The sequence below is a fragment of the Paenibacillus aceris genome (assembly GCF_017874035.1).
Classification (GTDB): Bacteria; Bacillota; Bacilli; order Paenibacillales; family NBRC-103111; genus Paenibacillus_E; species Paenibacillus_E aceris.
The window spans coordinates 130,822-147,113 of sequence record NZ_JAGGKV010000005.1 but is presented as its reverse complement, the minus strand read 5'-3'; the positions used below and the strand labels follow the sequence as shown (position 1 = coordinate 147,113).

Below are 16,292 nucleotides of genomic sequence, written 5' to 3'. Positions count from 1 at the left end.
CTCTTGTTTTCACTAGCCATGATCTTTTTTAACAATTGCCGGCCAGCAGAAAATAAATCAGTAGGACATTAAAAATCATCAGTTCATCATAAAAAGACAGGCAGCCCCTGAAGAGGGCTGCCTTTATACTTCCAGACTAGCTCTATCCGGAAGCATCGTTTCACGGTATTTTCCCGGCGTAATGCCTTCCAGCTTTTTGAAAGCCCGAATAAATACGACGTCGTTGTTGTAGCCAACCTTTTGGGAAATTTGCACAATCGTCAGTTCCCTCTGTTCCATAAGATCCTTCGCCATTTTAATCCGCTTGTGCGTAATATAGTCCTGCAGATTCTGTCCCTGATTCTTTTTAAAAAACGTGGAAATATATTGCGGAGTCATTCGGAACTGTTCTGCAATTTGCGCCAAGCCCAGACTTGGGTCACCGAGGTTATGATGCACAATGTTTACGATCTCCTGCAGCAGCTGCGTGTTGTGATCCGATCGTTCGATGGTAAATGAACGCGTGAGCGTTTCATACAGCTCCTGCGTTTTCAAGTGCATGCCTTGCGCCGTCGGATGGTTGAACACAGCCCGGATCGGATCGAAATTAGGACCAAGCACTTCTTCCTGGTTCGTATTGGTGGAGTTAAGTATTTTCAAGAATGTGCTGATCACGTTAAAAAACAAACATTTCCCCAGTTCCGGTGTAATGTGACTGGAATCGAAGTTCATCGAATAAATCTGATCCAGTAGTTTTTTGACATTATCGGTATCGCCGCTGCGTACGAAATTGATCAGTTGGATCTCTATTTCAAGCGGATAATAATAATGCTGCTCCGTATCGGTCATGTCTTGGAAATGGATAATGGCACGTTTGCCCCGAATCAATCTGTATTCAAGGGCTGCAAGTGCCTCTGGATATGAGTTGCGAATCGCTGTGGGTCCTTGATGAATGCCTCCGGCGGCTACCGTAATGCCGATTTGGAACTTATCTGAGATGATGGTGTAGAGCGATTGGGCGATATCGCGAATATCAGACTCGTTTTCCTCCCGAACTTCCGACAGGTTAACAAGGAACGCCAGCCGATCCCTGTCGAGCTCCAAGGAGAATCCTTTGTGATGGAGTCCGATCAGGTCAACGCCGATATTGGATACGATAAATCTGGCATGAGCCCACTGCTGCTCGCCATCTTCAGAAAAAAGATGAACGTCCTCTATTTTGACCAATACGACTGCAAATCGATCGCTTATAAAAGTTAACTCCATAAACTGGAGATTATTTTCGCTGACTGCCGTTAGGTCCACATCCATATGACCGTTTAACAATCGGGACAAATAGTTGGCACGGATGAACGGAACTTGCTGGGTCAATGTGCTGCGTAAACTCTTCTCTTCATGAATCGACCCTTCAATTGTTTGCCTAATAAATTCGTATTCATCGGAGGAAGGGCGTTTGCTCATATCCTTCCCGCGCATAATGGCGCTCACTGTTTTTTGAAGCGGCCTATAATTTCGGTAAGCTCCGACACTGACGGCCAGCAGCCCAGTAATCAAGCATATGGCGAACAGTACGATAGCCCAGTTCTGGATTTGATTCACCTGCTGCATAAAAATGTCATTCGGTGTAATAGATACATATTTCCAGCCTGCTTTTTTCGAGGATGCAACAGACACCATTTGATTAATGCCCGCTAACTTGTATGCGAAGGGATCGTTACTTCCCTCAATGCGCGCCAGCAAGTCAGCTGGAAATCGCTGATCACTGTTACTCACAATCGTAGTGCCGACATCGTCAATAATATAAATGGCGCTATGATTTGCCGATTCCATCTGTGCAAACAATTGTTTGACCTGCTCAACGTCAATTAACACGATAAAGCTTCCAAGATTAGCCGCCTGCGTAAGGATCGGCAATGACTGTATATAGGTGATGACTTCCTTAGGAGTGTCTTCATCGTTTGTCGGTACGTCAGTAAGAGGCGTTACCGGCAAATAAGACATTCTATGCTCGTTCTGAAGCATCATTTTCCATTGACCATATGAGAGGTCCTTATATGTATAGTGAGTCGAATAGAAGGTTCGCGAGTCCGTTCGTAAATCCGACTTCACGATCGTATCGCTATTTGCGAAGTAAACGTAAAAATCGAAAATGAAACTGCTTGTCATACTGCGATACTTGCTCATCTTGTCCCGCATAAATTCAATAAACTGATATTTGGTTACATCATCTGCGTCTACCGGTATTTTAAGCATATAATCGAGTTTGGGATCGAACACGACTTGTCGCATTAATAAATCCACTTCCGAAAACTTGTTGTCGAGCGACATCTTCAGCTGCTCAAGCATCGCCGCATTGGAGCGATTCGAACTCTGCTCCAAGCTTTGCTCAACCTTGGCATACAAAAACAAACCCATGGCAAGCGGAATGAGTAAAATAAACAAATTGGTGGCGATCATCGTTGATAGCGCGCTTTTGCGGCTGCCAATCAGAGGTAGACTCAGTGGTAATTTCAAATCAGGCCACACCCTCTTCTTGAATTTTGTTACATATATTGTATCTCGGCCTGTTCAAACTGCAAAGCGGAAATTTGGAGTTTATTAACAACAAAAACCGTCAGTTCACCCTGACGGTCCTTTTGCGTGTAAGATAATTAATTCGTGCTCATTAACGGTAACTTGCTTAAGTATCCGTATTAGGAGCAATTCTAACAAATGAGCACCTTCAGCCACCTTATTTCTCCATATTGAACTACCTCAAAGGGTCCCCGACTGTACCATAACTTATCGAGCCTTTGCTTTTGTTAACTCAACAAAATCCTTCAAATGGATAACACTGTGTTCTTCTCGCGCCTGTTCAGCAGCAAATGCTATCATATGGCTTTGCACGGAATGATAGGCAGCTGTAAGCCCCTGTGTATTGCCGTCCTCTCGAACCAGCTTGATGAAATCTCTGAGCAAACCTGTGTCTCCGCCGCCATGTCCAACATGGCCCCCGGCATCCTCGAAGGTAATTCGCTCCACCTTCCCGCTGCCGAAATGAATCACTTCAATTTCTTGCTTCTCCAGCGCACCGCGAATTTCGCCCTTCGTGCCCATGAGCTTGATGGTTCGGCTAACGTCCTTGGTGAACGCACTCATCGTGAATGCAGCCGTTGCGCCACTTGCGAATTCTAAATTCACCACTTGATGGTCGACGACATCATTATCGCAGTGATACACACATCGGCCATAAGGTCCTTCCTGCAGCGCTTTCAAGCGAGCCTCATAGCTGAGATCATCACCAATCGCAGACGTAGGCCAATCCGTATTATCTGTCAAATAGTGTTTAGGCGCATAGTAGAGACAGTCATCCGCAACCGGGCAGCCATCCAAGCAGCGAAGCGGCGCACCCGCTGGTGCTTGATCGGAAGTAAAATGTGATAAAGAACCGAAGGAAGATACACGCATACAATCCGAGCCTGCTAACCATAGCAATATGTCCAAGTCATGGCACGATTTGGCCAGAATCATCGGGCTGGAATCCTCTTTTTTGCGCCAATTGCCTCTTACGAAGCTATGTGCCTGATGCCAATAGCCCACATTTTCATTATGGGTAATCGACATTAGCTTCCCGATGGCACCGCTTTCCAATAACTCTTTGATAGTAGTAAAGAAATTCGTGTACCTTAAAACATGACAAATAGAAAAAACGCGGTTTGATTGAGCGGCGATCTCTCCCATCAACGCGCATTCCTGCGCATCAGGTGACATCGGTTTTTCCAAAAGAACATGATAGCCTGCCTTTAGAGCCTTGATCGTTGGTTCATAATGCTGCTTATCCTGCGTACAGATCAGTACAGCATCCGCCAGCTTTGGCGCTGCAAATAAATCGTCCCAGTTCGTAAAACACATGTCTTCAGTTAAACCATGCCTTGTTTTGAAATTCTCTCTGCGCTCTTTATTAGGTTCAGCTACAGCGGTGACTTCAAGTTCACGAGGATGCTGCAAGGCATATTCCAGATAATTAACTCCTCTTAATCCTGCTCCAATTAACGCAACTTTCACCTTTTTCATCTGCCACTGGTCTCCCTTGAACGATTATTCATTACTCTTTAACGCTGCCGACCGTCATGCCCTTAACGAAATACTTTTGGGCAAAAGGATAAACGACCATGATCGGCAAAGCTCCCATAAAGATTTGTGCTGTCCGAAGCGTCTTCTCGCTTAGATTCTCCATAGCTTTCAATTGCTCGGCAGAAACTGCTGTCATTTGCGAACTCATCGCTGTAATCAGTGTAGAAAGATACGTTTGCAGCGGGTAATTTTCAGGCGAATTCATATAAAGGATGCCGTCGAACCAAGCATTCCAATGTCCAACAATGGTAAACAACCCGATCGTAGCGATGGAAGGAAGCGAAACTGGCAAGTAAATCTGCCACAACATCTTCCAATGGCCGGCACCGTCAATCGTTGCCGCTTCTTCCATTTCTTTGGGAATCGTTCTAAAAAAGTTAAGCATGAGAATCATATTCCATACATTCAATGCGCCTGGTAAAATAAGCGCCCAGATCGAATCCATAATCCCTGTATTCTTAACAATGATATACGTCGGGATAAGCCCTCCGCCAAAAAACATCGTCACGGCAAAAAACCAAACATAGGGCGTTCGCCAAGCAAACTGATCTTGCGATTTGGAAAGAGGATACGCTGTAATAAACACAAGCAGCATATTCACTACGCTACCGAGAGCAACCCGCTTCACGGACACCCACAAGGACCGGAAAAATTCCACTTTTTCTCCAAGATATATATACGCATCCCAAGAAAAGCCGACAGGCCAAAGTTTCACTTCGCCAGCCATCGCTGCGGTGTTCGAACTGAGTGAAACGGAAAGCAGATGTACAAAAGGTATAATACCTAATACTGTGATGAGTGTTAGCAACAGCACATTGAATGCGACAAAAAGCTTCCTGCTTAACGATTGCTTATAGACCACAACACATCCTCCAACCGTCTAAAATATTCTGTAATTGTTGTATTTGTAGGCAGCATAGTAGGAAATAGAAACCAATCCTAAAGAAATGATAGATTTAAATAAACCGACTGCTGCTGCAGGCCCGAATTGCTGGCTGAACATCCCAAGCCGATATACGAACGTATCGATAATATCTGAGCCCTGATACACAGTCGGGTTATACATGAGTAAGATTTGCTCGAAACCAGCATTTAAAATATTTCCTAAACTCAATACACCGAGTAAAATGAGCATCGGCGCAATGCCCGGCAGCGTAATGTGAAGCATTTGCTTCCATTTCCCTCCCCCGTCGACTTCGGCTGCTTCGTAGAGACTCATATTAATGCCAGTGATAGCAGCCAACATGATGATCATGTTATAGCCCATCCCTTTCCAGACATCTGAGCCTATTATGATCCCCCTGAACCAATCGTTGTTCAGCATAAACATGATTGGCTTTAAGCCCACCAGCGATATCAAACCGTTAATCGGTCCATTTAAGGAGAACAATTCAATAATTCCCCCCCCCAGTACCGTCCACGAAAGAAAGAATGGCAAAAAAATACTCGATTGAATCAAGCCTGAAAACCATTTCTTCGTGATCTCATTCAACAGCAGCGCAAGGACAAGAGGCACAAGCAGAAATAATATCATTTTGAATATGGAGATCAGAAGGGTATTCCATAGAACTTGGTTGAAATCCGGCAAATGAAACACATAGTTAAAGTTGTCAAGCCCAACCCATTTCGACTTAAAAAATCCAGACAACGGTTCAAAATTTTGAAAAGCCATTATGATGCCAGCCATTGGACCGTATGCATATATAAGCGTCAAGATAACTCCCGGCAATAGCATTAGATGCAGCGGGAAATCTCTGCGTAATGTTCGCATATTGGAATGCCCCTCCCTTTCCTTTTGGTGTAGAAATAGAGCGGGAGAAGTTATTGACCTGTAACTTCCCCCGCTATTTCAACTTGTTTATTTTTTTACAGTGCTATACCACTCGTTTACTTCTTTCGTAATTTGGTCGCCGCCCAGCGTCTTCCAACTAGTAACGAACTTATCGAAATCATCAAGCGAACCGCCTAACACAATCTTTGTAAACGATTCCGACATTAATTTATCCAACTGACCGCCTTTTTCGACTTGCGTCGCTGTAGGAACACTGTAGAACTCGTTGTTAACGAACGCTTTGTTTTCGCGAATCTGACGCGTCAGCCCCCAGCCGCCTTCTTTGGCTGCGCGACTGTAATACTGCCCCCAATTTACGCCTTTGCTCGCATTCGTCGTATTCTTAGAGAGGAAGTCCTGCGTCGCTTTGAAGACGTCGGCTACGTTTTTGTAATTTTCGTCATCGAGTGTAACCTCATTTTGTTTGGCATCGAGCGCTTTGTTGACTTCCGTGTAGATCGTATCGATCTGAGCCGGATTGTAGATTCTAGGATTGAACCAGTTATAGACATAACCATTCTCCGCTTTATTCTTGTCGATGTATTTCTTTTTACCCATTTCAATGTAGAAATTCATCATCTTAATAGCTGCTTCCGGATTTTTCGCATTCTTATTCACAGCAAATATTTTATTGCTGCGCAGTGTTGGGACAAGTGACTTCCCAGGCTTCCCATCCAGCGAAGGGATTTGAAGCGCGATCCAATTTGCATTTGGATCTTTGTCCACGTTCAAGTTAAGCGGCCAGTTCGGGTACCACCATTCGCCGTAGGATATACCTACTTTGCCAGCCGTGATATCTTCGACAGCTTTATTCTCATCCTTCAACGCAAACTCTTTATCGAAGATACCCTTCTGATACCATGACTGCATTCTACCCAGTGCATTCTTCACTTCAGGTTGAATAAGTCCCGGTACTAACTTGCCATCTGCGCCTTTGATCCAAGCGGACTGATTATCGCCTACAGAAGGGTAAGCCCCGAACCCATTAAATAATCCTCTAACATCAAATCCCCAGTAGAAAAAGTTTTTTTGCATCGCAATTCCATAGGTATCGTTTTTACCATTCTTGTCCGGATCGCCTTTAACAAAAGCTTCTGCGACTTTCTCCAGGTCATCGATCGATTTTGGTGGCTGAAGGTTCAAGCTGTCCAACCAGTCCTTCCGAATCCAAAGCAGCTGCGTTGACAAGAAGGGGTCTTCGAAAGCAGGAATACCGAGCTGCTTGCCTTCTGAGTTGAACGTTTTCATGGCGAATCCGCCGTCCGACTCCATATACTTTTTGAGCGTAGGGGATGCGTACTGTTTGTAAGCTTCCGTCAAATCGGCAAGCATGCCTTGTTTCTTTAGCTTCTCATAATTTTTCTGATCGAGTTCCATAATATCGGGCAGATCACCTGAAGCCATGGATAGAGCAAATTTTTGCTCGAATTGACTTGAAGGTACGGTCCATTTATATTTAACCTCGATATTCGTCATCTCTTTCAGATCTTTTAAATAGGCGTTCTTATCAGGTGTAATCCCTTGCTGCGTTCTCGGATCTTCCGGCGGGTTGAATCCGAGTACTTGTGTAACCGTTACTGGTTCGGCGTACTTGCCTAGTGGATCTTGTGCAGAGCTAGTACTTGTGGCAGCTGCCGCTTGCGCAGGTGAACCCGATTTGTCGTCAACTTGATTGCTGCATGCGGTTAACAGTGAGAGTGCCATCCCGCCCGTCAGTAGCAGCTTTACTCCTTGATTACTTTTCATAGTAAACGCTTTCCCCCTTTATAATTAGCAATAGGTTTTTCATTTGTTTTCCTACGTTTTATTGTAAAGGTAAACGGAGAAAGCAAACAATTTCAATTCTTTTACATTCCTTTAACTTTATTTACTTATTGTAAATTGCGAAATTCTTGAGGCGAAGTTCCTGTCATCTTCTTGAAAAAAGTGGTGAAATAAGAAGGCGAATCGAAACCTAGCTTTGATGCAATCTCGTTCAATTTCATCTGCGGATTCGCCATCATGGCTATCGCTGATTCCAGCTTGGTCGATTGAATATATTCCATTAAATTGCGGCCTGCAATTTGTTTATAGTAGCGGGATAAATAAGAGGGATTAAAGTGTACCTCTGCGGCTATGGCGGTAAGCGACAAATCTCCTGAAAGATGATTCTGGATATATTGATGGATTTGTTCAATCAGCAGCATTTGAGATGACATCATCTCCATCCTCATGCCCAGATCAAGGACAACCATCTCTTGTCCGAGCTGAAATCTTTTGAGGATATTGGCGCGGGCAGCCTCTACTTGCTCATGGAGATTCTCCCAATCGTTCATTAAATTGGCTGAAACTGCAAACGAGACGGAGACATTCAAATTCTCTTCACAGTCATTCTGCACCGATTCCAGAATACTTTTCATATAGCCTACAATGCCTTGCCAGTCCATTTCATGATCTTCAGCCGTAAAACGGGCTATTAATTCATGATCCGGTTGAAGCAGCCAAACAAGTGTGTTCGCATCATAAATCGCTTGTTCCCCATTAATGGAAACCGGCAGATGATTATTGAAGGTCTGTTGCACTGCTTGCAGCAGCTTCGATTTATGGGAGGGGGATTGCTCCTCCAGACGGTTAATCTGTCCTGCTACAAAAAAGGCCGGCCGCTCTATCTTTACACGAAATTCCACCTCTGCGTATCGAGCATTAGTCAGAAGCGAAGACACCGGCTCACCTAGCAGCAAAGCTTCCAGCATTTCTTTTTTGAGCAGCGGCTCAGCGAATTGAGCATGCATCAGCGCTTTTTCCTCCAGCATGCTATGGTGATTCTCCTGTTCTAATTTATCGATTGCCCTCTTAACAGCCTGAAAGATAGGTTCGATACCTTCTGTCTTCAGGATATAGTTCTCCACATTTTTACGTATGGCTTCGTAGACGTAGTCAAATTCACTGTAACCGGTCAACAAAATAATACGGCAAGATGGCCAATAATAAACAATATCGTCCACTAGCTGCAAACCGCTCTTCTGGGGCATTCGAATATCGCTAACCACGACATCAAGCTTCGTTTTTCTAGCGATTTCGAGTGCTTCTCTCGCAGAGTAGGCCTTGCAAACCTCAAGCTCGAAATCCGATTTTTCCTGAAAAAGCAGTGCCAGTCCATTTACAATAGCAGGCTCGTCATCCACAATAAGCAATCGGTACATGATTATGTCTCCTTGGTAAAGTTTATTATCAGATCTACTTGTAAGCCTCCGTGTTGGCTGCGGGAGACGAATACACCGCTGCCCGCCCCATATTTCAGTTGAAGTCTGATGTTTACATTGCTCATTCCCGTCTTCTCTTTTTGTTCCGCACTGCTCGCAAGTTTTGTGCGCAATTGCTCAAGCTTCTCGTCCGTTAGCGAATTACCATTATCCTCCACCGTAACGCGTATGCCTTGCTCTTGGTAGTCAACACATAAGTAGACGATTCCCTGCATCGTTCCGTCTTCAAATGCGTGCTCAAATACATTCTCTACGATTGGTTGAATAATCAATCGAGGTACCAGTACCGACTGTACGGGATGCGTCATTTCTGCATATTCGTAACGGATGCGATTGGAAAAACGGATACACTGAATTTCACAATAATCGAGCGAGTGTCGATACTCCTTAAATAAAGGCACCTCATCGGAGCCGCTCCTCGTGATGTACTGATAGTAGCTCCCAAGCTTCTGCGAAAGCTCAGCAGCGGTATCCGAATCTCCCGTTTTACACATCATGTAAATATTAAAGAAACTGTTATATAGAAAATGCGGGTTAATCTGCGATTGCAGCTGTTTCAATTCAGAATGCTGAAGAGCGATCCTCTGTTCATAATTTTCCTCAATCGAGCGCTTCAACCGATAAGCCATCCGGTTAAAACTGTTAAATAAATAATGGAACTCGTCTTTTCGCTTTGACTCAATGCTCAAATTCAAATTATCCGTTTCAATCATTTGAAACGCCTTAGTCAGCTTAGAAAGCGGTTTATGAATCATGAAGTGGATCGAGAACGAATAAAGAAGTAGGACCATAATGGTGATGACAAAGATAGCGAAAAACCAGGTATTAAACTGACTCAGCTTGCTTGTAAGTTCATTCTGATTTACATACATAATCAACGACAAATTCAATGAACTGACATGACTGTGCGTGATGAAATAGCTTGTGCCATTTATCTTCTGAATGATGGGTTTGTTAGAATTACGTTCGCTCTGTTCCTCAACCAACGACAGCATCGTAGGGATAACATCCGTGTCTTTTGTGGTAGAAAGTATACTACCCAGTTTCTCTTCTCCTAGCAGAACTGCTGACTTCTGGTATAGAGCAGCAATTTGATTCAATGCCGCCAATAACTTGCCTTTAGAAATTTCAATATAAGACCATATGCCTGAATTGTTTTCGCTTTCAATAAATAACATGCGATCTCCCAGTCTATAAAAAGAAGGCTTTGGATTGGTTTCCATTAGCGTGGAGATCATCCTAAATGTATCATTCGGCGTATTCTCAACGCCATTCATCATGGATATCATTTTGCCTACCGACTTGATGTACACACCTGTATCAACCACATAATCGCTTGTGCTTTGCAGCGTGAGCAAGCTGTCTTTCACTTGATCGATTAATTGGACCTCTTCATAATTCTCAACCGTGCCGCCTACAAAACTGAGCTTCTGCAGATCGCGGTTGTTCATGAACAGCAGCTGTTGGTTACGAATAAAATATAACTCGTTGTCGAGCTGCTTCGAATAAAAGGACGCACCGGCAACCGCCGACTCGGATATTTCATCCTTAACAAATGATAATCCTTTGTAATTCACCCATATATTCATGACGACCAAAGGAATAAGGAACACGATAAACACGATGACGATTTTCTGATAGACGAGCCATCTGGATCTGCCAGCAGCCTGCAGCTTCATATCATACCCCCTGCTTAATTCTCAAGACATGTATTTTTAATATTATCATACGTTTTCAGCTATCTATCAACATAACAAAAGAACGGACAAGTGGAAACATGACAAAGACGCCTCCCTTGGCACTGGGAAGCGTTACTTTACTTTTCACTATTATTTTATTATTTGATTTCAACTATTTTCGGCAAACCAAGAAAGCCTTTCCCTTAAATGAACAACCTCCCCTACCAGTATGATCGCCGGGCTCGATATATGCTGTTCCTGTAACGTCTTCTCAATCGTATTCAACGAGCTTATGATTGTTCTTTGATCCTCTGTCGTCCCCCAAGAAACAATGGCAACAGGCGTATCGGGATTCCTTCCGTAGTGAATTAACTGGTTGCATATATTAGAAATATTCCCCATTCCCATATAAAATGCAACCGTATCAATTCCGGTAGCAAGCGCCTTCCACTTGTCAGGCGAGATCGTATTATCGTTACACAAATGTCCAGTGACCATAGCAAACGTTGAAGCCACGTTGCGATGTGTAACAGGTATGCCTGCATAAGCCGGCGCAGCAATTCCCGCCGTAATCCCGGGTACGATCTCAAAACATATCCCTTGCTGGTCCAATTTCTCAGCTTCTTCACCGACACGACCAAATACACATGGATCCCCACCTTTTAGACGTGTAACTGTCTTGCCTTCAAGGGCTTTTGAGACAATAATTTCATTGATCTGCTCTTGCTGAATCGAGTGATGGTTGGGTTGTTTTCCACAATAAATGAACTCTGCATCTTTGCGGGCAGCATTTAATAGCTCTGGATTGGCTAAGCGATCATAAACGATCACATCAGCAACTTGAATACATTTTAAACCTTTGACCGTAATTAAATCAGGATCCCCGGGACCAGCACCGACAAAAAATACTATGCCTTTATTAGTTTTCATATATGTGTCACCTCAACAACAAGAGTTATCCTTTTCTTCCTTGCACGATTAAGCAGCCTTTGATTGCCCAAAAAGCTACGTATCAATAAATCCCTAATACTTAAGTTTGCTTTATTCGTGCCTGCTTGCACCATTTGTTCTACCACATATTCTGGTTTTACATAATCCAAATTCGCCGGCCCCTTTCTATTAGGATACCAAGCTATTTGCCTCTGCGATGTGCAAGTACATTTCTCCACTAGCTGCATCAACCTCTACCTGAAAGGATGTTACACAGCCTTCATCCGGCGCTTGAACTTGTCCATTTTGCAGGTTGATTTTCCAATCATGCAAGGGACAAAATACGTGCTGATCACAAACGATTCCTTCTGAAAGCTTACCCGCTTTATGTGGGCAGCGATTTTCAATGGCTTTGATCGTACCGCCTGAAAGCTTAAAGATGGCAATTTCCAAAGATCCAATTCGAATCACCCTTGATCTTTTTTCAGCAATTTCCGAAATATTACCTGCATATATCCGTTTCATATGTCGTCATCTCCTCTTTTCAAAAATAATAAGCCTATTGTCCTACCATAGGTACGAACGTCTTGTGCAGCTCTTGCTTCTCAATGATTTCTTTCCAAGGGTCTTTCAGCAGATCCAGTGCTTTCTCTATGCGTTCTACGAGCGCAGTCCGGTCTTCTTTGGTCTCTAGTGCCTCTTTAATCGCATTTAAACCGATTCGTTCCAGCCATTCCGCAGTCCGTTCGTTGTACTTCCCGGTTTCGCGGTAGTACTGCAAATAAGCACCCGCCCATTCAAGCACTTCTTCTTCGGTCTTCACTCTGCACAGCAAATCGGTTCCGCGAAGCTTGGTTCCCCCGTTACCTCCGACATGCAGTTCCCAACCGCCGTCAATGGCCACAACGCCAAAGTCCTTAATTGTCGCTTCTGCACAGTTTCGCGGACAACCCGACACAGCCATTTTCACTTTTGCCGGTGTGCTTAGACGTTCAAATTTTTTCTCAAGCTGAATGCCCATGCCGATAGCATCCTGAGTTCCGAAGCGACAGAACGTTGAACCTACGCACGTTTTCACTGTACGCAGCGTTTTACCGTAAGCATAGCCTGAAGGCATATCCAGATCAGCCCACATACCGGGCAGGTCCTCCTTCTTAACACCAAGCAAGTCAATGCGCTGCCCGCCTGTCATTTTCACAAGAGGTACTTCATATTTCTCGGCGATTTCGGCGATTTTCTTCAAATCCTTCGGTGTGGTTACACCGCCGTACATTCTTGGAACGACGGAGTATGTACCGTCCTTCTGAATATTAGCGTGATTGCGTTCGTTCACAAAGCGGGACTCTCTTTCATCCTCATGCTCCTCTGGCCATACCATGCCAAGATAGTAGTTGAGCGCCGGACGGCATTTGGAGCAGCCTTCCGTATTGGTCCATTCGAGCACATTCATGACTTCCTTCGTAGTGGTTAGTCTTATACTGCGAATCGCGTCCACGATTTCATCGCGTCCGAGTGTCGTACATCCGCAAATTCCCTCTTTTACGGTTTTTACACCGTCTTCTCCAAGGACATAGGTGAGAACATCGGCTACGAGCGGTTTACACCCTCCGCAGGAAGCGGATGCTTTGGTACATGCTTTGATCTCGTTGACGCTGGAGCAGCCTTTCTCCTGAATGGCCTGCACAATTGCGCCTTTAGAAACCCCGTTACAGCCGCACACGATCTCGTCATCACTCATGACATCAACCATCTCTGCTCCGGATTTGGCCTTTTCACCGCTATCGCCCAGGAGCACCGTCTTTTCTTTGCCTGTTACGTCTTCGCCATTCCGGATCATTGCAAATAATCGGGAGCCGTCACTGATGTCACCAAACAGTACCGCACCGATGACTTTGCCGTCTCGAATGACGACTTTTTTATAAATGCTTTCGAAATCGTCCTGCACGCGGACAGCGCGTGTATCTGGCTTATCCGCATATTCGCCCGCTGAAAATACATCCACACCCGATACTTTCAGCTTGGTTGAAACAATTGAGCCCTGGTAACCGGCGGCGTCTATGCCTGCGAGCCGTTTTGCAAGCACAGCGCCTTGTTCAAAGAGAGGAGCTACTAAACCATAGGCTACGCCGCGATGTTCTGTACATTCTCCGACGGAGTAAATGTTTGGAATACTCGTTTCCAAAAAGTCATTTACCACGATGCCACGATTGATTTCGATGCCGATGCTTTTTGCAAGCGCAATATTAGGGCGAATCCCTACAGCCATCACGATGAGATCGGCCTCAATTTCCGAACCGTCCGTAAAACGAAGGCCCGTTACACGCTTTTTCCCAAGAATTGATTCACTGTTTTTCTTTAGCAAGAATTTCATTCCTTGGCGTTCCAATTCATGCTGCAACATGAGTGAGGCTGTTCGGTCGAGCTGCAAATTCATCAAATATTCGTTAATATGAACGACCGATACTTCCATGTTTAGGTTTAATAAACCACGAGCTGCTTCTAGACCTAAAAGTCCCCCACCGATCACTACCGCTTTTTTATAGCTCTTGGCAGTTTCAATCATTGTTTCGCAGTCTTTAATATCTCTGAAAGCAATAACCCCTTCTTTATCCGCTCCCGGTAAAGGAAGCATGAATGGAAGCGATCCAGTTGCTAGAATCAATTCATCATAGGGTACCGTGATCCCCCCGTCTGTACGGACAAGTTTACGGGCTGTATCAATATTGTTAACCGTATTTCCTGGATGCAAGACAATGTGATTCTCTTTGTACCAAGACCAGTCGTTAATGACAATGTCATTCATATCTGCATCACCAGCCAAAACCGACGAGAGCAGAATGCGATTATAGTTGGGATGCGGTTCTTTTCCAAAAATCGTAATTTCGTATTTGTTCGGTGCAAGCTTAAGCAATTGCTCGATGCAGTTGACTCCGGCCATTCCGTTCCCTACTAAGACAATTTTCTTCTTCATTTTTATTCACGCTCCCAGTTTAAAAATATTACATACAATGTTAATTTATTTCCATTATCGATAAATAACCAATAATATATTTTTTAGTGTTATATTACCTAACATTTAATTGTTAATAATATACTTCGTATTTCCGTTTATTTCAAGAAAAATTTATTTATTATTCGTTATTAAGTTCATTCATTTCCTAATAACACGAACATTTCCCTTATAAACCATAGTTATTATGCGTAATTTATTTCGAGTAGTTTTCATGTTTTTGCATATTTGTCTTAATAAAACTACAATAATTTGAAAATCAATGTTAAAACATTCCTTTTATTTGTTCAGCGTCAATGCATAAACATGTCAAGTGTTAGTCAAAAAACATCGCTTATATATGAACTTTTATTACAATGCATAAGAAAAGGTTATTTGATCCCGAAATAATGTTAGTTTATATTACATATACGAACAGTTATAAAAACAAAAAAATGGAGGGAATCACTTTGATCACAATTCGTCGATATTCCGCACTAGATACGGATGATTTGCCCGTACATCCACCTATCCAACCTCACTCAACCGCCCATTCCGAGAATGAGGTTGTGGACACGAAGCAGCGTTCACAATACCTTAAAAAAGAAAAAGCTCCTACTGGAAAATTTCCAATAGGAGCCTTACTTATTCGCTATTACTTGAACGTCATTCGCTTGTTATCCAATATATGTCCTTTTGATCAATCGTTTCCTTCCATTCTTTAGGATAAGGCTGGTCGGATACGATGACATCAATCTGATCGAGCGGCATAATATGAACGAATGCTTGGACACCGATTTTCGACTGATCCGCTAGTACAATAACTTCCCGTGCCGATTTAGCGAACTTCTTCGTAATATAAGTTTCGTTCAAATCATAATCCGTGACACCGCCAGTCAACGAAATGCCGCCAATGGACAAAAATGCTTTATTCAAATAGAACTGTTCCATGATTTGTTCACAGAGCGGACCTGTGATCGATTGCTGTTCCGGATTAAGCTGTCCGCCGAGTAAAAAAACTTTACCTGAAAACCTATTGCTATTCAATGCTTCAGACAGATAGGAGGCAATCGGCAGTGAATTCGTTAAGATCGTCAAGTTGCGCTTGCCTTGGATGGCCTTCGCAAGCTCCATCATTGTAGTTCCTACATCCAAAGCGATCGTATCCCCATCCTCAATGAGCTGCGCGGCACGTTCCCCAATCTTTTTCTTCGCATCGACATACAATTGTGTGCGCTGTACAAAGGTGGGTTCACCGTTTTGATAACTGGAACGAACAGCTCCGCCGTAAACCCGCTGAAGGTGCCCCTCTAATTCCAATGCATCGAGATCTCTACGAACCGTCTCTGAGGATACGCCCAGCTCTTCCGCCATTGGCAGAACTTTGACTTTGCCGTTGCGAAGCAATGTTTGCAAGATATACTCTCTTCTTTCTTGACCTAACAATGACAAGTACGATACACCACCAATGGATATATATATATATATATATGTTTCAGTATATTAAAATTGCGTACTATTTCCAATAG

Annotated in this window: 11 protein-coding genes; all 11 read right to left on the bottom strand. The window is 43.8% G+C overall.

From position 1 onward, the window contains the following. Positions 1–123: 123 nt before the first annotated feature. The 11 genes from J2Z65_RS11630 to J2Z65_RS11580 all read right to left on the bottom strand — a co-directional run bounded on the left by J2Z65_RS11630 (position 124) and on the right by J2Z65_RS11580 (position 16,209). Positions 124–2,493: a helix-turn-helix domain-containing protein gene (locus J2Z65_RS11630; RefSeq protein ID WP_240159996.1), complete on the bottom strand. Its 2,370-nt coding sequence runs from the start codon at positions 2,491–2,493 to the stop codon at positions 124–126. Positions 2,494–2,760: 267 nt separating this feature from the next. Beyond that, the gene (locus tag J2Z65_RS11625; protein ID WP_167066314.1) at positions 2,761–4,032 is read right to left on the bottom strand and encodes a Gfo/Idh/MocA family protein; all 1,272 of its coding nucleotides are present in this window, start codon (positions 4,030–4,032) and stop codon (positions 2,761–2,763) included. A gap of 31 nt (positions 4,033–4,063) precedes the next feature. Beyond that, positions 4,064–4,954, bottom strand: a complete 891-nt coding sequence (locus J2Z65_RS11620; RefSeq protein WP_167066317.1) for an ABC transporter permease subunit — start codon at positions 4,952–4,954, stop codon at positions 4,064–4,066. An 18-nt stretch (positions 4,955–4,972) separates the two neighbouring features. After that, positions 4,973–5,863: an ABC transporter permease gene (locus tag J2Z65_RS11615; RefSeq protein ID WP_167066319.1), complete on the bottom strand. Its 891-nt coding sequence runs from the start codon at positions 5,861–5,863 to the stop codon at positions 4,973–4,975. A gap of 87 nt (positions 5,864–5,950) precedes the next feature. Beyond that, on the bottom strand, positions 5,951–7,669 hold the full coding sequence (locus J2Z65_RS11610) for an extracellular solute-binding protein (protein ID WP_167066321.1): 1,719 nt from the start codon (positions 7,667–7,669) through the stop codon (positions 5,951–5,953). Between the two features lie 125 nt (positions 7,670–7,794). Continuing rightward, positions 7,795–9,105: a response regulator transcription factor gene (locus tag J2Z65_RS11605; RefSeq protein WP_167066323.1), complete on the bottom strand. Its 1,311-nt coding sequence runs from the start codon at positions 9,103–9,105 to the stop codon at positions 7,795–7,797. Between the two features lie 2 nt (positions 9,106–9,107). Beyond that, positions 9,108–10,844, bottom strand: coding sequence for a sensor histidine kinase (locus J2Z65_RS11600; protein WP_167066327.1), 1,737 nt, complete (start codon positions 10,842–10,844; stop codon positions 9,108–9,110). A 168-nt stretch (positions 10,845–11,012) separates the two neighbouring features. Next, entirely contained in the window at positions 11,013–11,774 is a 762-nt protein-coding gene (cobA, locus tag J2Z65_RS11595; protein WP_167066329.1) for a uroporphyrinogen-III C-methyltransferase, read from the bottom strand. Between the two features lie 189 nt (positions 11,775–11,963). Beyond that, on the bottom strand, positions 11,964–12,299 hold the full coding sequence (gene nirD, locus J2Z65_RS11590) for a nitrite reductase small subunit NirD (RefSeq protein ID WP_167066332.1): 336 nt from the start codon (positions 12,297–12,299) through the stop codon (positions 11,964–11,966). A gap of 34 nt (positions 12,300–12,333) precedes the next feature. Continuing rightward, positions 12,334–14,745, bottom strand: a complete 2,412-nt coding sequence (gene nirB / locus J2Z65_RS11585; RefSeq protein WP_167066335.1) for a nitrite reductase large subunit NirB — start codon at positions 14,743–14,745, stop codon at positions 12,334–12,336. A 684-nt stretch (positions 14,746–15,429) separates the two neighbouring features. After that, positions 15,430–16,209, bottom strand: coding sequence for a DeoR/GlpR family DNA-binding transcription regulator (locus J2Z65_RS11580; RefSeq protein WP_280526924.1), 780 nt, complete (start codon positions 16,207–16,209; stop codon positions 15,430–15,432). Positions 16,210–16,292: the final 83 nt, after the last annotated feature.